Source organism: Paenibacillus terreus (genome assembly GCF_042138595.1).
Lineage (GTDB): Bacteria > Bacillota > Bacilli > Paenibacillales > Paenibacillaceae > Paenibacillus > Paenibacillus terreus.
The window spans coordinates 286,087-308,775 of the sequence record NZ_JBHIRX010000004.1 but is presented as its reverse complement, the minus strand read 5'-3'; the positions used below and the strand labels follow the sequence as shown (position 1 = coordinate 308,775).

Annotated in this window: 19 protein-coding genes; 14 read left to right on the top strand and 5 right to left on the bottom strand. The window is 49.7% G+C overall.

From position 1 onward, the window contains the following. The first annotated feature begins 39 nt into the window (after positions 1–39). Positions 40–1,152 carry an ABC transporter permease gene (locus ACE5KN_RS10570; RefSeq protein ID WP_375526364.1) on the top strand — a complete coding sequence of 371 codons (1,113 nt, stop codon included), beginning with the start codon at positions 40–42 and terminating at the stop codon, positions 1,150–1,152. 36 nt (positions 1,153–1,188) lie between these two features. Here ACE5KN_RS10570 and ACE5KN_RS10565 read toward each other — a convergent pair whose 3' ends face one another. After that, positions 1,189–2,073 (bottom strand): DUF6492 family protein, encoded by an 885-nt coding sequence (locus tag ACE5KN_RS10565; protein WP_375526462.1) that lies wholly within the window; start codon positions 2,071–2,073, stop codon positions 1,189–1,191. A gap of 191 nt (positions 2,074–2,264) precedes the next feature. Between ACE5KN_RS10565 and ACE5KN_RS10560 the strand changes: the two genes are divergently transcribed. The 3 genes from ACE5KN_RS10560 (at position 2,265) to ACE5KN_RS10550 (ending at position 4,506) form a co-directional block, all read left to right on the top strand. After that, positions 2,265–3,023 carry a YheC/YheD family protein gene (locus ACE5KN_RS10560; protein WP_375526363.1) on the top strand — a complete coding sequence of 253 codons (759 nt, stop codon included), beginning with the start codon at positions 2,265–2,267 and terminating at the stop codon, positions 3,021–3,023. A 160-nt stretch (positions 3,024–3,183) separates the two neighbouring features. Next, positions 3,184–3,600, top strand: coding sequence for a cupredoxin domain-containing protein (locus tag ACE5KN_RS10555; RefSeq protein ID WP_375526362.1), 417 nt, complete (start codon positions 3,184–3,186; stop codon positions 3,598–3,600). 144 nt (positions 3,601–3,744) lie between these two features. Continuing rightward, positions 3,745–4,506: an SDR family oxidoreductase gene (locus ACE5KN_RS10550; RefSeq protein WP_375526361.1), complete on the top strand. Its 762-nt coding sequence runs from the start codon at positions 3,745–3,747 to the stop codon at positions 4,504–4,506. 687 nt (positions 4,507–5,193) lie between these two features. Here ACE5KN_RS10550 and ACE5KN_RS10545 read toward each other — a convergent pair. Then, the gene (locus ACE5KN_RS10545; RefSeq protein WP_375533078.1) at positions 5,194–6,096 is read right to left on the bottom strand and encodes a transposase; all 903 of its coding nucleotides are present in this window, start codon (positions 6,094–6,096) and stop codon (positions 5,194–5,196) included. A 461-nt stretch (positions 6,097–6,557) separates the two neighbouring features. After that, on the bottom strand, positions 6,558–7,919 hold the full coding sequence (locus ACE5KN_RS10540; protein ID WP_375526580.1) for a DJ-1/PfpI family protein: 1,362 nt from the start codon (positions 7,917–7,919) through the stop codon (positions 6,558–6,560). Between the two features lie 353 nt (positions 7,920–8,272). On the opposite strand from ACE5KN_RS10540, the gene ACE5KN_RS10535 reads away from it, so the two are divergent. After that, positions 8,273–8,851: a TetR-like C-terminal domain-containing protein gene (locus tag ACE5KN_RS10535; RefSeq protein WP_375526579.1), complete on the top strand. Its 579-nt coding sequence runs from the start codon at positions 8,273–8,275 to the stop codon at positions 8,849–8,851. Positions 8,852–8,961: 110 nt separating this feature from the next. Here the strand turns inward: ACE5KN_RS10535 and ACE5KN_RS10530 are convergent, their stop codons facing one another. Then, positions 8,962–10,461, bottom strand: a complete 1,500-nt coding sequence (locus tag ACE5KN_RS10530; RefSeq protein WP_375526578.1) for a DHA2 family efflux MFS transporter permease subunit — start codon at positions 10,459–10,461, stop codon at positions 8,962–8,964. A gap of 228 nt (positions 10,462–10,689) precedes the next feature. Here ACE5KN_RS10530 and ACE5KN_RS10525 point away from each other — a divergent pair, with 228 nt between their 5' ends. The 5 genes from ACE5KN_RS10525 (at position 10,690) to ACE5KN_RS10505 (ending at position 16,212) form a co-directional block, all read left to right on the top strand. After that, a complete protein-coding gene (locus tag ACE5KN_RS10525) occupies positions 10,690–11,292 on the top strand; it encodes a TetR/AcrR family transcriptional regulator (RefSeq protein ID WP_375526577.1) in 603 nt (200 codons plus the stop codon). A 297-nt stretch (positions 11,293–11,589) separates the two neighbouring features. Beyond that, a complete protein-coding gene (locus ACE5KN_RS10520; protein WP_375526576.1) occupies positions 11,590–12,243 on the top strand; it encodes an HlyD family secretion protein in 654 nt (217 codons plus the stop codon). A gap of 12 nt (positions 12,244–12,255) precedes the next feature. Then, positions 12,256–13,791, top strand: coding sequence for a DHA2 family efflux MFS transporter permease subunit (locus tag ACE5KN_RS10515; RefSeq protein ID WP_375526575.1), 1,536 nt, complete (start codon positions 12,256–12,258; stop codon positions 13,789–13,791). A 28-nt stretch (positions 13,792–13,819) separates the two neighbouring features. Further along, positions 13,820–15,325, top strand: coding sequence for an efflux RND transporter periplasmic adaptor subunit (locus tag ACE5KN_RS10510; protein ID WP_375526574.1), 1,506 nt, complete (start codon positions 13,820–13,822; stop codon positions 15,323–15,325). 359 nt (positions 15,326–15,684) lie between these two features. Then, the gene (locus ACE5KN_RS10505) at positions 15,685–16,212 is read left to right on the top strand and encodes a PadR family transcriptional regulator (protein ID WP_375526573.1); all 528 of its coding nucleotides are present in this window, start codon (positions 15,685–15,687) and stop codon (positions 16,210–16,212) included. 12 nt (positions 16,213–16,224) lie between these two features. Here ACE5KN_RS10505 and ACE5KN_RS10500 read toward each other — a convergent pair whose 3' ends face one another. After that, positions 16,225–17,586 carry an APC family permease gene (locus tag ACE5KN_RS10500; protein ID WP_375526572.1) on the bottom strand — a complete coding sequence of 454 codons (1,362 nt, stop codon included), beginning with the start codon at positions 17,584–17,586 and terminating at the stop codon, positions 16,225–16,227. Positions 17,587–17,843: 257 nt separating this feature from the next. Between ACE5KN_RS10500 and ACE5KN_RS10495 the strand changes: the two genes are divergently transcribed. From ACE5KN_RS10495 to ACE5KN_RS10480, 4 genes are all read left to right on the top strand, one after another. Continuing rightward, positions 17,844–18,467: a TetR/AcrR family transcriptional regulator gene (locus ACE5KN_RS10495; RefSeq protein WP_375533077.1), complete on the top strand. Its 624-nt coding sequence runs from the start codon at positions 17,844–17,846 to the stop codon at positions 18,465–18,467. A 126-nt stretch (positions 18,468–18,593) separates the two neighbouring features. Further along, positions 18,594–19,970 carry a putrescine aminotransferase gene (locus ACE5KN_RS10490; RefSeq protein WP_375526570.1) on the top strand — a complete coding sequence of 459 codons (1,377 nt, stop codon included), beginning with the start codon at positions 18,594–18,596 and terminating at the stop codon, positions 19,968–19,970. Between the two features lie 15 nt (positions 19,971–19,985). Next, positions 19,986–21,089: an agmatine deiminase gene (aguA, locus tag ACE5KN_RS10485; RefSeq protein WP_375526569.1), complete on the top strand. Its 1,104-nt coding sequence runs from the start codon at positions 19,986–19,988 to the stop codon at positions 21,087–21,089. Between the two features lie 115 nt (positions 21,090–21,204). Continuing rightward, entirely contained in the window at positions 21,205–22,677 is a 1,473-nt protein-coding gene (locus ACE5KN_RS10480) for an aldehyde dehydrogenase family protein (protein WP_375526568.1), read from the top strand. Positions 22,678–22,689 lie beyond the last annotated feature (12 nt).

The following is a 22,689-nucleotide window of genomic DNA, read 5'->3' as shown; positions in this document are numbered from 1 at the left end:
GTATACAAAATGCACTATATGTACAGCGGAGGATATTAAATGAACAGCAGCATCCTGTCTTTCGAGGGCTTGAGCAAAACCATAACAGCACTGGAGTCCAGAACCTTGTTTGCACAAGCCAGCGCAACAGTAGCGAGCGGTGACCGAATCGCCTTTGTCGGACCTTCCGGACAAGGGAAAAGCACACTGCTCCGTATTCTGGCATTGCTGGATGAAGCGGACGGCGGAGAGATGATCCTGCTGGACAAGCCGCTGCAACACTGGGAGCCGCGCGCTTGGCGGAAGAATGTCTGCTATGTAAGTCAAACACCGGTGATGCTGGAAGGAACGATAGAGGATAATCTGAAGACAGCAAGCAGGCTGCATCAAACTGAATTTGACATCTCTTATGCTGCGCTGGCATCGACCCTTGTATTTGTTGCAGTTTCTATGAGTATTTCCATTTGGCAGAAGCTGGGGCTGGAAAAGGACATTCTTGTCGGGACGATCAGATCGGCTGTTCAGCTGCTTGCCATCGGCTTCGTCCTGCAATACGTATTCGGGACTCACCATCCGCTTTTCATCCTGCTGATGCTGTTTATCATGGTGGGGGTAGCCGCATGGAATGCCGCTAAGCGGGGGAAGGGCCTGCCTGGGATTTACCTCCGGGTATGGATTGCGATTGCGGCAACGGAGCTGGTGACCATCGGTTTATTGCTCATTCTGGGCATTATTCCCTTTGAAGCGCGATACATCATTCCCATCAGCGGCATGACGATCGGCAATGCGATGGTCGTTGCAAGCTTGTTTCTTAATCAGATGAAGAGGGAAGCAGTCGCTTCCAATGGGGAAGTGGAGACGCTGCTGTCCCTGGGGGCTACTCCGCGTCAGGCCATTCACAAGCTGCTGAAGCGTTCCACCCGTTCCAGCATGATCCCGACCATTGACGGCATGAAAACGGTTGGACTTGTGCAGCTTCCAGGCATGATGACAGGTATGATCGTGGCGGGGGCAAGCCCGCTTGAGGCTGTCAGGTATCAGATTCTCATCATGTTTGCCTTCGCTTCTTCCGCAGCGCTGACCAGCATATTGCTGGCCTTGATGAGCTATCGGTTATGGTTTGGCAGACTGGGGCAATTCTCCCCCATGGATAACAGCCCTGCTGCCAAGTAGAGCAGTATCGGTAATTCAATCCTCTGCAAGACGTAGCTATCTTGGAGACTTGGAGCGCATCCGTCGGCGACGGCGCGCAGCATTGGTGTTCATCGCAGCCTCTCCATTAGCTCCCGGAGGTTTGCTGTAGATTTTTCGCTTGTGAAAGGAGAGGGAACGGTACTCCCGCGCCAGCTTAAGCATTTCCTCTTCTGTTAAATCGGAAGCGTTCATATGCAGGCTTTTATTCTTGGCGCTCCTGAGCAGCATACTGCCGGAGTTCAACGTATACAAGTAGTTGGCGTAGGTCTCATATTCAGAAAAACCGAACTGCTTCTTCTTATCGATGCTGCGGATAATGGCCTTGTACCAAGGAATATGGTGGATCGCCTCAATCTTCTTTTTCAAGGCAGTAAGCTTCGATTTCTCGAACATCATGTAATGGGTGACAAAGGAGCGGGGCTGTGGGGCTTTCATGCTCAGCAGCTTGCGGTATGTGTTGAAATATTCCGGCTGGCTCCAGTCGCGGCAATAAAATACTGTTTTCCCGTCAACAAAAAAAGAATGGGGCTTGATCAGGACTGTGTCCGCATCCAGCACCAGAAAGTGAGATGCTTTAACATAATGATCCGCGTTCATCTTGAGCAGCTGCTGGTACAGCCAGCCTGACCGGTTCCAGCGGGATGACTGGTAGTTTATATCTTTTTTAGTGATCGGAAGCACGGTTGTTTCGTCAATAAAAACACAGTTTTTTCTTGAACAGAGCTGCTTGATTTTGCTGCTGGACGGTGAAACAATATAAATGCGCCCGATCGGATGCTGTACAAAACGGCGAACGTTATCGATCACATAGGGAAGGGTGCCTAAATCTTTTTCAATCGCAGGTATAAGAACATCAATCATGGGCGTGCTTTTTAACCAAATTCCGCGTATTGCCGGCATTTGCTCAACTCCCTGCACAAAGGATGACATCTTGTTCATGATATGTACACAGAAGAGGTTTGGTCAGGGCTGGTGCAAATATATCATTTTTCCCTTTAGTAGGGCCACTGCTCAGGTGTAGGATACCGTGAATGCATATGATGCATTGCCTTGATAAAACGGGGTGAACCCTATGCAGGGAGAGATGCGCTGTGGGAAAGGATAAGCTTCAGCCATTGCGGAGCAAATGGTACAAAACAAAGATGCTGCTTGACAACAGTTCCATTACAACGTTTATTCCGGATACGCAGAAGTTTAACAAAGAGAATCTGAGAAGCATGATCAGCGGCTACAGGATGGTGTACATTAAACCGGAGCGCGGCACGTACGGAATGGGCGTGATCCGGGCAGAGTTGGAGCAGCAGAAGTATGCCTATCAGATGAACGAAAAACGCGTGACATTCAGCAGTTTTGAGGCATTTTATACGGCTCTGGCACGTCTTGTCGGTAAGAGAAGCTATCTGATTCAGAAAGGCATCCATCTGCTCAAGCATAACAACAGACGCTTTGATATCCGTGTCATGGTGCAGTTAAGTCCGAGCCAAACCTGGGAGGCCACAGGGGTCATCGGACGGCTGGGTCATCCCAAAAGGATTGTGACCAATTACCACAATGGCGGCAAACCGATGGATGTGCACAAGCTGCTGGAATCCCATGCTTCCGCAAGCCGCAGAGATGAACTGATTCGTGAAATGAATGAGCTTGGTCTCCGTATCGCCCGTCACATGAAGAAGAAAGCTCCTTACCTGAAGCAAATTGGTGTGGATGTCGGACTGGACCGTAGTCTGAAGCCGTGGATTATTGAGGTGAATGTCAAGCCGGACCCGTATATTTTCAATCAACTCAAGGACAAGACGATGTACCGCAAGGTGATCCGTTATTACCGCCATGCTGTTAAAAAAGCGCAATGACAAGCAGCAACCGCCCCGGATGATCTCCTGGACGGTTGTTCTTGTCATGGTTCTATTTCTATTGTAGCTCCAAAGAGCTATTTTGTTACTGGCCGTTTTCATGTATCGTGAATGAAGAAAGTTTCAGAAAAAACAATCAAGCTGGATAGGATGTTGAATAATGACCAAATACATTGCAAAATGGTGGCCCCTTCTGGTGCTTGGACTGGCTGTTTTGATACTGGTGGGAGGCTTGCTTATTTATTTTAATCTTAGTGGCAGGCCTGCTGCACTGGACAAGCAGCAAGCCTCACAGCAAGAAGACTTGGCCAATTATGATATTGTGACCGTTAAAGTGGAGAATGACAGCTTCAGCCCTGCTCATATCGAAGTGAAGCAGGGGGTGCCAACGAAGATCGATTTTAAGAAAATGACGAACTTGACACACATCAGAAGTATAGTCTCCCAGGACCTGGATATGATCGTTTATTTGGAAAAGGACGATAATTATTATACAGTAGATACCAACTTGAAGCCGGGAACCTACAATTTTAACTGCGGCATGTATATGACCTATGGCACGATCACGGTGAAATGACGCTAAAAAAGACCGAGAACAAGGGCAAGCTGCTCTGTTCATCGGTCTTTTGTGCTTCTTACCGAGCGAAAATTGACATGGGAATGAAAAGAGATGTATACTCCTAATGAACAGTTGTTCATTAAATATCGGGAGGAATCAGCCATGAGATTGGAAGGCAAAGCAGCGGTGGTTACAGGAGCAGCATCCGGCATGGGTAAAGCGATTGCGGAGTTATTCGCACAAGAAGGAGCAAGTGTCGTCGTTTCAGACCTGAATATCGAAGGCGCGGAAGCCGTTGCGGCAGGAATTAAAGCAAACGGCGGCACGGCCATCGCCGTAAAAACCAATGTTGCCGATCTAAACGATATTCATACCATGATTGATACGGCCGTTCAGGAATTTGGCACTCTCGATATTTTGGTCAACAATGCCGGCGTCATGGATAATATGGCACCCGCAGGTGACGTGGATGACGAGAAATGGGATTTTATTTTCGATGTCAATACAAAAGGGGTTATGCGCGCCATTCGCAAAGCGATTCCCATCTTCCTGGAAAAAGGAACAGGTGTTATCGTGAATACGGCATCAACAGGCGGATTCAGTGGTGCACATGCAGGGGTCGCTTATACCGCTTCCAAGCATGCCGTTGTCGGCATTACGAAAAATACGGCTTTCATGTATGCGCAAAAAGGCATTCGCTGCAATGCCATCGCGCCAGGAGCAACAGCTACGAACATTGCTTCAACGATGAGTAACTGGAATGAATTTGGCGCTTCCCGGACCAAAGTTACCCAAGGTGTAATTCCTCGCATAGGACAAGCGGAGGAAATCGCAAAAGTGGCTCTGTTCCTGGCCTCAGACGAATCAAGCTTTGTCAACGGCGCTGTGATCGCCGCTGACGCTGGCTGGACGGCAGGTTTCTAATCTGCTGCTTCGTCGGTTCATATAACCAATAATGGATTAAATCCAAAGGCTGTAAGCAGATCGCTGCTCGCAGCCTTTTTTATGGTTATAGAACTCAACTTTCGCAGAGCACAAATCCAATTAAACCTTTGTAGCCGCTGGCTGGGTTCTGAGGAATTCGAATCCCCTCCTTGCAAGTTTGCCAATTTCATGCTGCGAAAGTTAAGTTAAAATCAGTGCTTGACAGTCAAGCTGCCCGTCGACCGTGGCAAGGCATATGAACTCGCTGCCCCGGAGCTTTGCATGATTATCCCATTGGATCAGGTGAAGAAAAACAGAAAACCGGGAACCGAAAATAGACTTTAGGCGCGTTAAAGAAAATAACGGATCAAGTGTGGCACGAAAATGCCTGTTGTTACGCTATTCAGGACAATCAAACGGGTCTATTATTTTGGAATTGTGCCTTACGGAGAAGCAGATCGGTTCGAGATTATGAGGTGATCTTAGCAGAAAGCAGAGCGTTTAGGTGATGTGAAACCGACCGAGAGAGAAGGAGGGGGAGCGGAGCAAAGCCCTGAAAAAATAAAAGACTCTGTCTGGCCCTCGTTGCCGCTTGAACCTGAATTTTTCCGATGTCCTCGTTCATGTTAACCCACACCGTTCAAGCCACGCGCATCATGCTCACCTTTCCTCGTTCAAGCATTGTGGTCAGGACGCAGCCGCAAGAGGCTGAACCGGTTGGCGCGCAATCAGTCGGCGGTAAGGGATCGCCGGAATCGCCGCGCTCATGTACAACAACTTCTGCCACATCGGTTCTTCCCCTCCGGGCAGGCGCAGTCGGCGGCGTACGGTGTACTCATTGAGGTACGCCTGCAGATGTTTGGTGCCCAAGGCAATATATGTACGCTTCAGCGATGTCCACGCCTCTCTCACGACGTTTCGCAAGGGTCTATACAGCCGAAAGGCTTGAGGGAACGACTGTACCGCCGATGCACGGACATCTACCTGTTCGTTGATGAACGCAGCGAGTTCGAGTCGATTCGCTCCGTTCCCATCTCCCCTCATCTGTGGCACCAGGTGAATTTTGACCTGCTCCGGCTCGCCCGACTCCGTAACCGTGCATCCCGCTACGACTGCCGAAGCATGCGGATGAGGAAACTGTAGCCGGGCCGGATTACGCCCATACAGGTCGCTGTTCACCTTCACGTCTCCGCAGAGCAGCTCCCGGGCATCGTACTCCCCGATGGCATGGCGGATGCGGTGCAGCATCAGCCATGCGGTCTTGTAGGTGACCTGGATCACCTGGCTCAGCCGCAACGCCGAGATGCCGTCGGGCAGCAGGAACAACTCCAGCGCCTGGAACCACTTGGTCAGGGGGAGATGGGTTCGTTCAAAAATCGTGCCGACCAAAGCCGACGTTTGATGCGCGCACCTGGCGCACTCGAACAAGGGAATGCGCCGGGAAGTCAGACGACTGCAGCGAGTGTGAGCGCAACGCGGGCAGACGAAGCCGTTCGGCCACTTCATCGCGATCAATGCCTCCATGCAGTCCTGCTCGTTGTGATAAAGACTGCTAAAGGATTGAAGTTCTGTTTCCGCTTGGACTTCCATGTCTGCTCGCCCCCGAATCAATGATATACGGAACGTAAGTTCTTTTTCTCATTATACCAAACGTATGTTCCTATTTCAAGTCGAACATCCCACTTGAGCTGCCTCTTTTTTTCGTATCTCTTTTCTCTTTATTCCTTCCCCTAGGCTCCCTCAACCCCCGCATTCTGAGTAAAAGGGATAATCATGCAAAGCTGTATGAAGAGGCATCAGGCATCAGGCATCAGACAACGGACACCAAACACCAAACACCAAACACCAAACACCAAACACCATACACCATACACCATACTCTATAGACACCCGTTTCGCTCTGGATACTAGACTCTGAGCAGGGCGAATCCCCTTCTTCCAAGAAAACTAGAAAAAGTGTCTGCTTTGATTCAGCGTCAACTCCAGTAGTCTCTCTAACGAAAAAGAAGCATCCAGACCTGACGTCTGCAATGCTTCTTTTTCATCCCGGTTTATGTGGAGATGTTCTTTTTTCTTATGAAACGTCTGTCCGCTAAATAAAGAACGACCAGAGACAACACGCCGACACCGATCGGAATGCCGAACGCTTCGTACGAAAAAGGGACTCCTTCAAGTTTAAAGTGACTTGTGGCACGGTACTCGAGCCGCTTGGCGGCGAATTTGGCCGTCCGGACATCCTCCTGCCTCGCCAGATCTTCAAACGCCGGTTCCATCGCGAACCGCTCGGGCGAGTCGGTGTGCAGGTAAAGCTGTTCAGCCTCTCCACCGTTTTCGTTCCAGTTTCGTATATCGCCCGTAGCGACCGTCTCCACATCCGGGCCTACGAAAATCATTCTGTCGAGTTTCGGAGCATCCGCAATTTGATATCGGGCGACGAGATTCAGACCATGCCGGGTCACGACCGGATCGCGTTTACTTGATACTGTTATTGTTGTCGTCGTTCCGGAAGCTCCATAAGTGTCAAAGGCAGAGGATAACATGAGTTCGTCGGCACCGTCATACAGCAGGATCCCGTCTTTCTTCTTGCTCCATTGGAACGCGTTGTTCAGAATATAGACGACATCGCTCAATCCGGCAGTGAATGGCTCCATTTGCGGATGCTGAACAAAATGGTAGGATGGGTAATTTATTTCCTTTGCCACTTTCTCAGCAGTGGGCTCGCCCATTTGCCGGGAGATGACGTACAGGGTTGCATCGATCCCCGAAGTCAGGCCGGCTGACGAGACCAAATTGCCGTCAGCCACGTAACGCTGGTCTCTCTTCCAAGTAACTTCGGTATATTTCTTTTCCAACCTGCCGATATCTCCCCAGTGCGTTGCTGCAGATTTTCCATCCAGCAGGCCGGTATCGGCCAAATTCTCGGCACCATTGCAGATGGACAGTAATGTCGTTTCCTTGCCCGAGTGCTGTCTTATCCAATCGCGGACAGGCTTGTATTTCGCTTCATCCAAAATCGGCATGAAAGGGATGACGATAATATTCGGACCTTTGCCCGTCAATTGATCTAATTCATCAAAAGTATAATGGGGCACGATATCAAGACCGCCTGTCAACGATTTGACGTTTTTGTCGGGTGCAACCGCAAACACATTGTATGAGCCTGTCATAGAGAACATTTCGTAAGGTACGAGAAAATCGAACACCTCGGTCACTTCATTCGCCAATATAACGGCTACTGTCGGCTTTTTCGAATCATAGGCAGGAGCTTGGACGCTTTGTAAAGAAGCAGGAACCGGCTTATCGTAGACCGACATAGACTCCTGCATCGTGCGCATGTAACCGAACGCTCCGGTTCCTCCTACCACCAGAATTGTAACGCACGTATATACGACGAAACGCCATACTTTTTTCATTTTTTCTCTCCTTTAATCCGTAAATTAATATTTGTTATTAACTTTCTCGATTAAAGGATAATGGGAAAAGGCAAATGGAAAAACCATCCGAAGGCGGTTATTTTCCCCCGACTTAGGTCCAGTCAAAGTTTATTTTCGGATATCGGCATGTCGCAGCTTTATCATCATAGCTGACCGGATCTTTTCTGAATATGACTCGAAGGGGCTATTCGACAACGCAGTACTAGCAAAAAACTATACACTTCTCATATGGCGTTATATAATACTCTTTATATCGAAGTTATTGAACAAATACGATCAAAATGTTGATTATCAAATCAGACAAGCATTTATATGAAAGGGAAACAGAGGATATGAATGAAAACGATGTAAGAGTTATTAAAACCAAAAAAGCGCTGCATCAGGCACTCCTGGCTTTATTAAAAACAAAAACACTGGAAACCATCTCCGTGTCTTCGCTTTGCCGCGAGGCTGAAGTGAATAGGGGAACCTTTTACTTGCATTATAAGGACATCAGAGCCTTGTTTGACGAGCATCTTCATGATTTGCTGCAAGATCTGGAGGAATCCTACTACGAGCCGTACCGGCATACATCCCGCATAACCTCAAACCATCTCGACCCCTCAACCATCCGTATCTTTCATCATGTCAAAAAGTATCAGGAATTTTATGAAATCGTGTTTGACAATAATTCTTCACTTTCCTACTACTATTCGCTTTTTGAAAAAATAAAAAGCTTGATTCAAGGCAGCGCTTCACAGTTTGAGCTCGATAAACTGGATGCCTCATTGCAGGCAGCTTATCAGACAAATGCAATCATGGGGCTGCTTATTCAGTGGAGCAAGGACGGCTTTGCCCACAGCCCGGAATATATGAATGAGCAGCTTGCCTATATTTTAAGAACTTTTGGTAAAGAAGCATCCTCCGACTGAATATGATATTGCAGGCGAAAAGGGGCTGTCCCTAAGTCATCTTCCATGACTTCAGGAACAGCCCCCTTGTTAATTTAACTATACTGCCAACTGCCTGTTTGCATATGACATTATGCTTCTGTACGGATTGCCCTTTTCAACGCTGCTTTAGGTTCTTCCTCAGCATCAGTGGCTTGTTTGACACGCTTAATGAAAAAGGAGAGCAGCAATGCGACGACGCCGATCCCAACAATGACAAGATAGGCATCGTTGATACCCTGAATATTGGCTTGCAACATCAAGTGCTCTTTCGTCGTATCTTGTGCCGCGCCTGAAGCGATCATATTCTGCATATGCGTGCTTGTACGGCTTGTCATCACGGTGACAAGAAGGGAGGTACCCACGGCGCCAGCTACTTGCCGAACTGTATTGGAGATGGCCGTACCATGTGCGTTTAGTCTATTTGGCAACTGATTCAAACCAGCGGTTTGCAGCGGTGTCATCAGCAATGCCATCCCGATCCGGCGGCCGGTCGACATGAGCAGCAGATAAGTGTAGCTGGTTGATTCCGTCAAATTAATAAAACCAAGTGTGGTGGCAATCGTAATGGCCAGACCGATAATGGACAGCCACTTCGCGCCAAAACGATCGAACAACTTGCCCGTAACCGGCATCAGGAAGCCCATCACCAGCGCGCCGGGCAGCATCAGCAAGCCGGATTCCAGAGCGGTGTAGCCGCGGGCATTTTGCAGGTACAGCGGAAGCAGCATCATATCCGCATACATAATCATCGTAACCGCGATATTAATGATCGTCGTTAAAGTGAACATATTGTATTTGAAGGCCCGGAGATCCAGCAAAGGAGTGCGGGATACCAGCTGCCGCCAGGTGAAGAGAGCAAGCGCAGCGAGGCCTGCGATGATGGAGCCTGTCACTTCCGGGCTTGTCCATCCTTTGCTGCCTGCCAGGCTGAAGCCGTACAGCAATGCGCTCATTCCAATTGTGGAAAGAAGGACGCTGAGCATATCAAACTTGATCACTTTTGGCTCCGATACATTCCGCAGAAAAATAAATCCGCACAGGATAACTATAAGAGCAAGCGGGAGCATGCCGTAAAACATCATTTCCCACGCATAATTTTCCAGTACATAACCGGCAAGAGTCGGCCCAATCGCCGGAGCGAAAATAATAGCAAATCCCATCATGCCCATGGCCGATCCCCTTTTCTCCGGAGGGAATAGCGTAAGGATGACATTCGTGAGCAGCGGCATAATAATGCCGGCCCCGGCCGCCTGAATCATTCTCCCGGTCAAGAGAATGGGGAAGCTGCCTGCAAAGGCGGATATGACCGTGCCGATTAAAAAGAACAGCATCGAAGCTTGAAATAGCTGTCTTGTCGTAAATCGCTGCATTAAATAAGCTGTAATCGGGATCAGCACACCGTTTACGAGCATGTATCCCGTTGTCAGCCACTGGGCGGTTGCTGCAGAGATATTAAAATCAGTCATCAGCTCCGGGGTAGCAACGCTCATGATCGTTTGATTCAGCGTCGCAAGAAAGGCTCCCAAAATCATGGTGAACAAGATGGGGCCCTTTTTTATGGTGCTGTTTGTTTGTATGGCTTTACTCATTTGGCTCCATCCTTTCATATCTCTGTCTGGACTTACTTTACAGTGTGTAGGATAATTTACACTGTATAAATTAAATATTAAAATTAAAATGTGCAGCATTTCAAGCGACGTATTTCGCCAATATGTAAATTAGTTGACATAATATATTTTATGTGTGTTTTAAATTTTAAATAATAGACAATGAGCGAAAAATTGTAAATTTCCAAATACAGGAGTTGAAATTAACTTATGAATGAACATGAAAAACATCGCACTGACCCCAGGATCGTCAGAACACGCCAGCTGTTAAAGGATGCCCTTATCGATCTGCTGCAAGAAGTTGATGTTGAAAAAATATCTGTCAATCGGATTGCGGAGCGGGCCACCATTAACCGCGTGACCTTTTATCTGCATTATCGTGATATCCCTGATATGTTGGAGAAGATAGCGGATGATATGGTTAGGGACATTCAGCATGTACTAAGCCATGAGCTGCCTGTGAACAATAATTCTGTTGAAGAGATTCATTTTGATAGATTGGTAGCTTTGCTTGAGCATATCTCGGAAAACTCCAAATTTTATAAAATCATACTTGGTTCAAAAAGAATTCCGATTTTCACGGAACGTTTGTTACAACTGTTAACGGAAATGATCTCTCTCCGGATCCATAATTCAGAAAGCGACACCATAATCTCAAAGTCAGGGGTTCCCAAAGACATTGCTATCTGGCACTATTCCTCAGCTTTAATTGGAACGATTGTCGGCTGGCTAAGGAATGATCTGCCGTATACACCGCATTTTCTTGCCAAACAAATTTCAGTGCTGTTAGGGCATCACCAAGAGATAGGATGAAATCAGCAGCTTTGACAGATATCTTTCATACAGCTCCCGCTTCCGAATCGGTTGCGAGAGCTTTTTTCATGCGAAAATGCCCCTGATCTTTTTATGTTTCTATTGACAATCCGTCTGGAGTTGGCTAAAATTCTCATCGTTCAATACTCTGTACAGAGTAATATGTTTAGATTAAAAATACATTCAAAGGAGCGTGTTCCTTCAGGGATTTGCCAATAAAAGGTGGTTCCAGCCATTTTACGAGGGATTTTTAAAGTGAATTTGCCAAAAAAAATTCAGCCTACTGAGGTGGAGTTCGTGAGTAAGAAGAAAATTTATTCAGTACTTATTGTCTTGCTTATCATAAGCGGCGGGGCGCTGGGCTACTATTACTGGTACGAGGGCGCACATTATGTGACAAGCGATGATGCGCGGATTGCCGCGGATCAATATAAAGTGATGCCGCAAATCACGGCCAAGCTGGATCAGATTTATGTCGAAGAAGGCGATGTGCTCAAGAAGGATGAGATGATTGCCGCGCAGGATGTATCCGGCCTGGACTCCGCTTCCGTCAGTAAAGCCGTGCTGCGTGCGCCCATTGACGGTTCGGTGATTAAAGTCTACTCCCGGGACCAGGAGATTGCATCACCAAACTCCGTGGTAGCGGTCATGGTGGATATGAACAATCTGTATGTTTCAACCAATATCGAAGAAACCGACATCGGCCGGATCAAACCGGGGGCAGCCGTCGATGTTACGCTGGATGCAGTGGATGGTCAGGTCATTCAGGGGAAAGTAAGTCAAGTCGGGCAAGCCTCGAACTCCGTTTTTTCTGCAATTCCCGCAACGAATACGAGCGGCAACTTCAACAAGGTTACACAGCGGATTCCGGTGAAAATTGCCCTCAACGTACCCGAGGGAATGCGATTGATTCCGGGAACCAACGTTGAAGTCAGAATTCATACTCCATAGAGGGGGATTGGCATGGATGCGAATACAATAACCGCTGCTCCTCCTGACGATTCATCAAGAGAACGCTGGCTGGCTTTCTTTGCCATTGTACTGGGTGCCTTTGTTGCCGTGTTGAATAACAGCTTGATTAACGTAGCTATTCCGCAATTGACTACAGATTTGGGATCTACCACCACCCGAATTCAGTGGGTTATTACCGGATATACCCTTGCCTCCGGCATTATCGTTCCGATTACAGGCTTCATGGAGCAGCGCTTCGGCTATAAAAAGTTTTTGATCGGCGCACTTTCCGTTTTCACTTTAGGCACGACCTTATGCATATTTGCCTGGAATGACATGGCCTTGATTGTGGCCCGTATTGTTGCCGGCCTTGGCGGCGGCGTTATTATTCCGCTCAGTATGACCATTGTGTATAAAATCATTCCGCGCGAGCAGGTTGGATTGGCGATCGGGATCTGGGGCATTTCCTCCATGGCCGCACCTGCCATCGGCCCGACGTTAAGCGGTTATTTGATTGAATGGTTTAACTGGAGATTTCTGTTTATCGCTTGTGTTCCGGTGGCACTATTCGCCATTCTCATGGTTGTGTTATTGATCAAGGAACCGCCAAAGGGCGAACCGATAAAGTTTGATATTATTGGGTTTCTGTTGGCCGCCACCTGTGCGGGCACATTGCTGTACGCGCTTTCCAGCGGGTCATCGGACGGATGGGGCTCCTTTAAAATTGTTTCTTTATTCTTCATCGCTTTCTGGTCGCTGATCTTCCTCATCGTTGTCGAGAGCGGCAAAGACAATGCCGTTATCGATATTTCTTTGTTTAAAAATTATAAATTTACCGTGAGTGTCATTGCCTCCAGTTTTGTCATGATGGGGATGTATGGGGGGACTTTTCTGGCGCCGTTATTTTTGCAAAATATTCAGTCTGTATCCCCTGTGGATACAGGGATTATTTTGCTGCCGCAGGCTGTGGCCATGGCCCTCATGATGCCGATCGCCGGCAAGCTGCTGGATAAGATAGGAATCGTACCAATCGGTCTCGTGGGGCTGACATTAACCAGCGTAATGACCTATCATCTTCACATGCTGACACCACAGACATCCCATTTGTGGTTCGAGGTTGTGACCGTACTGCGCGGAATCGGGATCGGATTATGTTTGATGCCTTTGTCTACGATCGGGATGAATGCCGTGGAAAACCATAAGGTCGGAAATGCCTCAGGTGCTTCCAACCTGATCAGAACGATTGCCGGTTCGATGGCCATTGCGATTCTTACGTTTCTCATGCAGAGCCGAACGGCGCTGCATACCCAACATATTGCCGAATCGATCACACCTGAAGGCGCTCAGGTTTTACAGTCGACACTTGGCAGCTCGTGGGCTTCAACAGTATCAGGCTTAATCTCGCTGGACGCTTATTCCAGAGGAATTGCGGATACATTCCTGTTATCATCCATACCGCTATTTTGTTCGATACCGATGATATTCCTGTTTATTACCGGACGAAAACGAACAGCAGCAAAGGACGAATCTGCGGAAATTCAAGCATAAGCACGGAAAGAAAGGGGACGGAGCATAGATGAAAGAGTGGAAAGCGACTGCTGCTGTATTGCTGCTGGGAACCGGCATTTTATCCGGTTGCTCGCAAGGCAGCCAGGCTGCTCAGGATATAAGCATTCATGTCAAGGTAAGCCAGGCGCAAAAAGGTGTGATCGGAGGAGAGGAGATCTATACAGGGAAGATCACCTCATCGGAAACGGTGAATATTACTCCCAAAATGGGCGGCAAGGTGGCTGCCGTAACTGTTGATGTCGGGAGCGAGGTGAAAAAGGGGCAGGTGCTGTTCAAGCTTGAAGATGATGACCTGCGCAATAAATTAAAAATTGCCAAGTCCGATGTGGCGGCTGCACAAGCAGCCATTGCATCTGCAGAAGATTCGCATAAATCCGGCTTGGTGTCCGCGAACTCCGGCATCGTGAACTCACGAAACGGTGTAATCTCCTCCAAAAGCGCAATTACGCAGGCAGAGCAGGGAATCAATCAGGCTGAGGCGGCTGTCGATCAGGCGCAAACCGGATTGAAGCAGGCCCGGACAGCCGTCTCTACCGCCAGCAATACGGTAAAGCAGACACAGGAGGCGCTCCAGAATGCGAAAAAGAACTTGAGCCGCACGCAATCTCTTTACGCCAGCTCGCTGGCGACACAAGTGCAGTTGGAAGAAGCACAGGCTGCTCAGGTTAGCGCCCAGACGGCCTATGATAATGCGCTGAATGCGAAATCCAATGCGGAAAACCAGCTGGCCGCCGCAGAAAAATCCTTGACAACTGCGCAAAAAGCGTTGTCCACGGCCAAGGCTGCTTACGAAAATGCTAAAAACAGCTATGAAAACGCCAATAGCGGTTACCAAAATGCCCAGCAGCAATTGGAAGTAGCACAGAGCACGGCAGGGGTTGAAGCAAGCCGACAAAAGCTGGAGCAAGCAAAGCTTAACGTTGAAATCGCCCAAAATTCATTGGATAATGCGGTCATCACTTCACCTATAGCAGGGATTGTTAAAAGCAAAAATATTGAAGTCGGTGAACTAGCCTCCGCTTCATCCCCGGCGCTTGTGATCCACAACTTGGACAGCGTCAATCTGGAGATCTACGTGCCTGCCGAACGTATTAATAATATCAAGGCTGGCGATGCTGTACAGGTTCGCGTAGCAGCTTCAGGCATATTGACGACAGGCAAGGTGACTAGCATAGGCTCGGATGATGCGAATGGCAACGGTTTTCCGGTTAAAATAGCGGTAGCCAATACGAGCGGCAAGCTGAAATCCGGGATGCTGGCAGATGTAAGCTTTGTGGATGCAAATGCTAAGGAAGGAATCGTTATTCCGAGCAAGGCGATTGAAAGGGACGGCGACCAGTCCTATGTGTACGTGGCTGTTGATGGCCATGCTGTACGCAAGGAGATTACCGTAGGAGAAGAATCGGGTACACAAGCATTGGTTGCTAATGGCCTTGAAAATGGTGACCAGGTGATCGTAAACAACCAGGCGCTTCTTGCTGACAATGCAGCGATTACCGTTTCACATCCTTAAGTACAATACGTTCGGAACTTGAAAATTTAATTATCAATAGACCGAGAAAGGGGGACCAGCCGCCATGATATGGGCACAAGCTGGAGCCCCCTTTTTCCTTTCGGGCGTACGATTCGGCATTCCACACCTTTATAATGCGTGTTCAAAAAGTCAGGTTTTCAGCACCGAGAAGGTTGAATGAAGATAGGGACTGAGGAGCGGAGCGTACATGGGGTACGTGAGCACCGGAAGGCCCGGCTGAATTCAAGATTCGATGTCGAATCCGCTTCCCGACTTCCTTCGTGATCAAAAGATGACTTTTTGAACTACCTCTTAAATAGTGTAAAATAATGAGTATTAAGCAAAGGGGGTAGACAACCTTGTCTCTTCAAATATTCATCCTGGGCATGCTGCACAAAGGCGACTATCATCCCTATGATGTCAAGAAAAGGATTGTACAGGGTACGAACAATACAGTCAATGTTACGGATGGCAATCTGTATTACAATTTTGAGGCCTTGTTAAAAAAGGAGCTTATTCAAAAATCTCAAATCATCCACGCGGAGAACCGCCCTGATAAAATAACCTACAGTATCACCGCAAAGGGCAAGGAAGTCTTTAAAGAAGAGATTTATAAAAGCTTTAAAAACGCCAAGTCCATTAGATCCTTGTTTGCAGCATTGCCATTTATTGAATATGTTGACATTAAGAAACTGGTTTTTTATGTGGAAGAAATCATAGAGCGCTTAAACAAGAAATTAAAGGAATTGGAAGAAAGAGTGCTGGCGGCGGAGTTCGAGTCGGTTGATCCAAACTTTAAACTGCTGATGAGTGAAGTAATCACGGAAAGCATACAGCTGGAAATCCGGATGTTTAATAAGCTTTTGGTTCTTTTACAAAATCAGTAGCTTTTAACTGACTTATACTGTTTCGTCCAGCCGGGAAGGCACTGCCAGATTGCCGGGGGTCATTTTAAAGCCTTTGGTGGAATACAGCAGACAAACAAACCCGAGTGCGGCCCAGCATAGCCCCAGAATGAGGGAATGCACATCAAGATTGATCCACAGGACGATCATGGAGGCGGCGCCGATTAGCGGAATCACGAGATAACACAGGATCTCCCTTGCATTACGCAGCATTTTGCCGCGAACCGCATAGTGGGCAATGACGGCGAGATTAACAAAGGTGAAGGCGGTAAGAGCTCCAAAATTGATGAATGATGCGGCTGTGTCGAGGCTGAAAAAAACGGCAGTCAAAGAGATCAGGCCGACAAACAGCGTATTAAAAATCGGAGTGCGCGAACGCGGATGAAGATAGCGGAACCAACGGGTCGGGAGCATGCCGTCACGGCCCATCGCATACATCAGCCGCGATACGCTGGCCTGGGAAGAAATAGCCGAGGCGATCGTGCCTGCAAAACCGGCGGTCAGAAAAATAGCCTGAAAAATAGCACCGCCCAGATAAAGGGCGATTTCCGGAGTCGAAGCTTCCGGATCTTTAAAGTCGGATACATTCGGGAATAAAGCTTGCGCAAAGTAGGAGGTAACAGTAAACATCAGGCCGCCGATCAATGCGGTAAGGAAAAGAGCGCGGGGAATCGTCTTCGTCGGCTTGGCGGTTTCTTCCGAAAACCCGGCAACGGCATCAAAGCCAAGATAGGAAAAGCAAAGCAGTGTTGCACCGGAAATAAGGGTGGATGTACTAATGTCTGCGGAGAAGAAGGCTTCCGGAAACCATAGCCTGGTCGAGCCTTTACCCTGCAGCAGTCCCCATACGGCTACACCGACAAAGATGAGTACTACAAGCAGCTGAAGCAGCACAAAATAGCTGTTCAGGCGGGCGGTTCCTTTAACAGTCAGCAAATTGATAGCCGTAACGATGGCCACGAATAGCACGACGAAAATCCATGCAGGGGCTTGCGGAAACAGGGATGTAAGGTAAATTTGTGCGATCAAGGCATTCACCATGGGCAAAAACATATAATCCATAAGCGCCAGCCAGCCGACCATAAATCCCAGGTGCGGGTTGAACGATTTTTGCGTGTAAGTATATGCCGACCCGGCATTAGGAAAAGCTTTGATCATAAAGCAGTAGCTTCCGGCCGTGAAAAGCAGTGCAACCAGTGCCGCCACATAAGAAGCCGGAACATGCCCGGCCGTCTCCTCCGAGGCGATACCAAACGTGTCGAACACAACCATGGGCGTCATAAATCCGAGACCGAGAAGAATAAGCTGCCATGTGTTCAGCGAGCGTTTCAGCGTGAGTGGATTTTCCTCTTCCATACCATTCCTCCTTCCATTTATGAACGGCATCAGATCGAATATTATTCATCAATATATGTCATAAAATATTACACAATTCACCTTCTGATCACTCCTCTGCCCGTTTTTGAGTTTTATGTGTCATAGTATATACTGCATTTTTTTCGTTTTTCAAGACTATTTTTGTTTCATGTAAGAATAATTAACAAAATTTATTTATGTCCAGAGGGTTGCTTTACTTGCGGGTATCCAGTAAAGTGGATTACAGGAATTGGAAAATGAATGATATTCAGTCATTGGAGGGCAGACCGTTGACAACAAGCACAGTACATGACAAATACAATGCGATTCTGCAGGCTGCGATCGAAATCATATCGGAAAAAGGGCTGCACAGCACATCCATCTCAGACATCGTCAAAAGAGCCGGGGTTGCGCAGGGAACGTTTTATCTCTATTTTCGCTCGAAAAACGCTTTAATTCCCGCCATCGCCCAGAGCCTGATCTCCGTCACCATGGAGAAAGTCCGGGACAAAACCAAGGACCGCAAGGATTTTCCGGAGTTTCTGCAGATTCTGATCGAAGAAATCTACAACATTACGGATGAATACAAGGATGTCATTGTCCTCGTCTATTCCGGGCTGGCCATCGATCATTCCATGGAAATGTGGGAAACGATCTACAAGCCCTATTACGAATGGTTTGAAGCTGAAATAAAGCGGGCAATGGACAACAAAGAGGTCATTGCGGAGCTGAACATCCCGTGGACGAGCAAACTGGTGATCAATCTGGTGGAGAACGCCGCCGAACGCTTCTTCATCGGACGCGACCAGGATATTACACGTGAACAATCGCAGACCGAGGTGTTCCAATTTTTAAAAAGATCCATGCTGCTTGAGCGATAACCGCCGCCCATACCACAATGAATGGCTGAAAAGCCTTCATTCCCGCCAAAATGACTGACGTTCATTCATTTTCCTGTATAAGTAAAGATTTAACTGTGTATATCGGATAACAAGGAGGCATTTCTCATGACGATCGATCCATCACAAACGAGCAGTCAGCCTGGTTATGAGTATGAGACCAAGGCTTATATCAAACAGGTGCTGGGCCTAATTGGGAAAAAGGAGATCACGAAGGAAGACGCAGCATGGATTACGAAAGAAACGGTCGACGGTTTTCGAGAGAACGTGAACCCAGGCTTTCTTGAGTACCGCAAGACGGTAACGCAGGGGGGACAGTTCGCCGCGGTGGAATGGTATGATGAAGGCTCGTGTTTTAAGGACGTGAACGGCAAGGAATACATTGACTGTCTGGGGGGCTTCGGCATCTACAATGTCGGGCATAGGCATCCGAAGGTCATCAAGGCGGTCGAGGATCAGCTGGGGCGGCAGGCGCTGCACAGCCAGGATCTGCTGGATCCATTGCGCGCCATGCTGGCCAAAATTTTGGAACGCATAACACCGGGCGATCTTAAATATTCTTTTTTTACAAACAGCGGCACGGAAAGTGTGGAGGCGGCATTAAAGCTTGTCAGAATGTACAGTGAGCGGACAACGATCATCTCAACCACCAGGGCATTTCATGGCAAGAGCCTGGGCTCGCTGTCCGGCACGGCAAAAGGCATGTTCCGCAAGCCGTTTCTGCCGCTGATCCCCGGCTTCCGCCATATTCCGTTCGGCGATATCGACATGATGCGCAAAACGTTCGAGACCTGCGCGATGGTCGGGGAGGACGTTGCTGCCGTTCTGCTTGAACCTGTGCAGGGCGAGGGCGGGATTATTTTGCCGCCGCCTGATTATTTGCACCAGGTACGTGAACTGTGCGATCAATACGGTGCACTGCTCGTATTTGACGAGGTGCAGACCGGAATGGGGCGTACGGGCAAAATGTTCGCCTGCGAGCTGTACGAGGTTGTGCCGGACATTCTGTGTCTTGCCAAAGCCTTTGGCGGCGGCGTGATTCCGGCGGGTGCGGTGGTTGCCACGGAAAAAGTGTTCCAAAGCCTGTTCCCCAATCCGTTCATGCACACCACGACCTTCGGCGGTAATCCGCTGGCCTGCGCTGCGGCGATAGCAACCATCGACGTGCTGCTTGAAGAAGAGCTGCCCGCACGGGCCGGGGAGTCAGGACGCTACTTCCTGGAAGGTCTTCGCCAGGTGGCCGCGGGACATGAAGACAAGATCATGGAAATCCGCGGCATCGGCCTGATGATCGGCATTGAATTCCACCGGGACGAGGTCGGCTACGAAATATCCAAAGGCATGTTTGACGAGGGCATTCTCGTGGCGGGCACGCTCATTAATTCCAAAACGATCCGGATTGAGCCTCCGCTCACGATAAGCAAGGAAGAAATGGACCGGGTCATCGCAACGTTCCGTAAAGTGCTGGAAAAGACAAAAGCTTAAGCAAGAGGTGTTGGTATGCCAAGAACGATCAACAGCACGCCGAGACGGGACGGGTTCCGCATGCCTGCCGAATATGAACCGCATCGCGGCACCTGGATGCTGTGGCCCACGCGGACGGATACGTGGAGAATGGGGGCAAAACCAGCGCAGGATGCCTTTGTGGAGGTGGCGCTCGCCATCTCGCAGTTTGAGCCGGTGACGATTGGAGTAGGCTCGGCACAGTATGAGCATGTCCGCGCTGTTTTCCCGCCCCCGATCCGGGTCGTTGAGCTGTCCTCCAACGATGCCTGGATGCGGGATATCGGGCCGACCTTCGTCAAGAATAGCCTGGGTGTGGTGCGGGGGATCGACTGGGGCTTTAATGCCTGGGGTGGACTGCAAGGCGGGTTGTATTTTCCTTGGGATAAAGACCTCCTGGTCAAGCAAAAGGTGCTGGAGATGGAATACAAGGACCGTTATGACGCCCAGCATTTCATTCTTGAAGGAGGCTCCATTCATGTGGACGGGGAAGGCACGCTGCTGACAACGGAGCAGTGCCTGCTGAATCCGAACCGGAATCCGGACCTGTCCAAGGGCGATATCGAAGAGCTGCTGAAGGAATACCTGAACGTCGATACGATTATCTGGATCAAGGAAGGCATGCGCTTTGACGAGACAGACGGCCATATCGATGAAGTGGCCGCATTTGTCCGGCCCGGCGTTGTGGCAATGAGCTGGACGGACGACCCGGATGATCCGCAGTATGGAGTTCTGCAGGAGGCATACCAAACGCTGTGTTCAGCCGTCGATGCGCGCGGCAGGAAGCTGGAAATCCACCGGATTCCGATTCCGTCGCCTCTGACGATAACGGAGGAAGAAGCGCGGCGCATCGACAGGGCGCGCCGCAGCTACAGCCGGACGACGGGAACATGCTTTGCCGCTACCTATGTCAATTTTTATATTTGCAATGGGGGTGTTGTCATCCCGGCTTTCGACGACTCTCGCGATCAGGACGCCCTTAAACAAATTAGCGCGTTGTTCCCGGACAGAAAGGTTGTTCAAGTGAATACACGGGAAATTGCGCTTGGCGGCGGCAACATTCATTGCATCACCCAGCAGCAGCCCGCCAGCGAACATTGACATGATGACATGATCTGCAGCAACCCGCTGCTAATCGTTGACATAACCTTATTTGCAGTCCGTTAATTCGTTATTTGGAGGTTTGACCGTTTCACATTTCTTGGGAGCAGGAGGAATGCTCATGTTGCGGATGTTTATCGGCGGACAATGGGTGGGAGCAGTATCAGGCGAAACGAGGGAAATTGTCAATCCGGCGAATGGAGAAACCATCGCGCAGGCGGCGGAAGGCGGTGTCGCGGACGCGCGGAGGGCGATTGCCGAAGCGCGCAGTGCTTTTGACGATGGCGGCTGGCCCGAGACGCCGGCAGTGGAGCGGGCACGGCTGCTGTTCAAGCTGGCCGATTTGCTGGAGGCGGAGAAGGAGGAGTTCGCGCGGCTGGAGACGCTGGACAGCGGAAAGCCGCTGCGGGAAGCGGAAGGAGACGTGAACGACGCCATCGCCTGCTTCCGCTATTACGCCGGACTGGCGACGAAGCCGCACGGCCAAACCTATGAGGTGGCGGACCCGATGCAGGCCGTCGTCGTGCGCGAGCCGATCGGCGTGTGCGGCCAGATTGTGCCCTGGAATTACCCCTTGCTGATGGCTGCCTGGAAGCTGGCCCCTGCGCTCGCGGCAGGCAATACGGTCGTGTTCAAGCCGTCAGAACTTACGCCGGTGACTGCCGTCAAGCTGTTCGAGCTCATCGAGCGCACCGGCTTCCCGGCCGGAGTGGCCAATCTTGTGCTGGGAGCCGGGCCTACGGTCGGCCATGAGCTGGCGGCTAGCGAGGCGGTGGACAAAATCGCCTTTACCGGCGGTACGGCCACCGGCCGCAGCATTATGCAGGCCGCTGCCGGCAATATGAAGAAAATATCGCTGGAGCTTGGCGGCAAATCGCCGAATATCGTATTTGCCGACGCCGATTTTGAAACAGCGGTGGAGTATGCCATGTTCGCCATCTTTGCGGGCCAGGGGCAAATTTGCGCGGCAGGTTCGCGCCTGCTGCTGGAAGAGAGCATTTACGAGCGCTTTATGGCGCGGCTTGTGGAGCGGACGAAGCGCATCACCGTCGGAAGCGGCCTCGATGAAGGCACCGAGATGGGGCCGCTTGTATCGGAGGCGCATTTGCAAAAGGTGCTCAGCTATATCGAGCTGGGCAAAGAAGAAGGCGCCACGCTGGTGTGCGGCGGGGAAAGGCTGACGGGAGGCGAGTATGCCAAGGGTTATTTCCTGCAGCCGACCATTTTTACGGATACGAAGCCGGATATGCGCATTGTACGGGAGGAAATTTTCGGACCGGTGCTGGTGGTGCAGACGTTCAAGGATGAAGCGGAAGCGATTCGTTTGGCGAATGACACGGTGTACGGACTCGCGGGCGCGGTGTTCACGAATAACGGGGCGAAGGCGCAGCGGGTCGTGCGGAAGCTGAGGGCAGGCATCACCTGGATTAATACATTCCATCCCACCTATAATGAGGCCCCGTGGGGCGGATACAAGCAGAGCGGCATCGGCAGAGAATTGGGAACATTCGGCTATGAGGCCTATACGGAGGTCAAGCAAATCAATACCAATCTGCAGGTTGAGCCCTTGGGCTGGTACCGCAATTAAGGAGAGCGATAA

Excerpts from the sequence above, each read along its gene's own strand:
- ACE5KN_RS10570 (WP_375526364.1), top strand. The coding sequence starts at position 40 with ATGAACAGCAGCATCCTGTCTTTCGAGGGCTTGAGCAAAACCATAACA.
- ACE5KN_RS10565 (WP_375526462.1), bottom strand. The coding sequence starts at position 2,073 with ATGCCGGCAATACGCGGAATTTGGTTAAAAAGCACGCCCATGATTGAT.
- ACE5KN_RS10555 (WP_375526362.1), top strand. The coding sequence starts at position 3,184 with ATGACCAAATACATTGCAAAATGGTGGCCCCTTCTGGTGCTTGGACTG.
- ACE5KN_RS10550 (WP_375526361.1), top strand. The coding sequence starts at position 3,745 with ATGAGATTGGAAGGCAAAGCAGCGGTGGTTACAGGAGCAGCATCCGGC.
- ACE5KN_RS10545 (WP_375533078.1), bottom strand. The coding sequence starts at position 6,096 with ATGGAAGTCCAAGCGGAAACAGAACTTCAATCCTTTAGCAGTCTTTAT.
- ACE5KN_RS10540 (WP_375526580.1), bottom strand. The coding sequence starts at position 7,919 with ATGAAAAAAGTATGGCGTTTCGTCGTATATACGTGCGTTACAATTCTG.
- ACE5KN_RS10535 (WP_375526579.1), top strand. The coding sequence starts at position 8,273 with ATGAATGAAAACGATGTAAGAGTTATTAAAACCAAAAAAGCGCTGCAT.
- ACE5KN_RS10530 (WP_375526578.1), bottom strand. The coding sequence starts at position 10,461 with ATGAGTAAAGCCATACAAACAAACAGCACCATAAAAAAGGGCCCCATC.
- ACE5KN_RS10525 (WP_375526577.1), top strand. The coding sequence starts at position 10,690 with ATGAATGAACATGAAAAACATCGCACTGACCCCAGGATCGTCAGAACA.
- ACE5KN_RS10515 (WP_375526575.1), top strand. The coding sequence starts at position 12,256 with ATGGATGCGAATACAATAACCGCTGCTCCTCCTGACGATTCATCAAGA.
- ACE5KN_RS10510 (WP_375526574.1), top strand. The coding sequence starts at position 13,820 with ATGAAAGAGTGGAAAGCGACTGCTGCTGTATTGCTGCTGGGAACCGGC.
- ACE5KN_RS10500 (WP_375526572.1), bottom strand. The coding sequence starts at position 17,586 with ATGGAAGAGGAAAATCCACTCACGCTGAAACGCTCGCTGAACACATGG.
- ACE5KN_RS10495 (WP_375533077.1), top strand. The coding sequence starts at position 17,844 with ATGAATGATATTCAGTCATTGGAGGGCAGACCGTTGACAACAAGCACA.
- ACE5KN_RS10490 (WP_375526570.1), top strand. The coding sequence starts at position 18,594 with ATGACGATCGATCCATCACAAACGAGCAGTCAGCCTGGTTATGAGTAT.
- aguA (WP_375526569.1), top strand. The coding sequence starts at position 19,986 with ATGCCAAGAACGATCAACAGCACGCCGAGACGGGACGGGTTCCGCATG.
- ACE5KN_RS10480 (WP_375526568.1), top strand. The coding sequence starts at position 21,205 with ATGCTCATGTTGCGGATGTTTATCGGCGGACAATGGGTGGGAGCAGTA.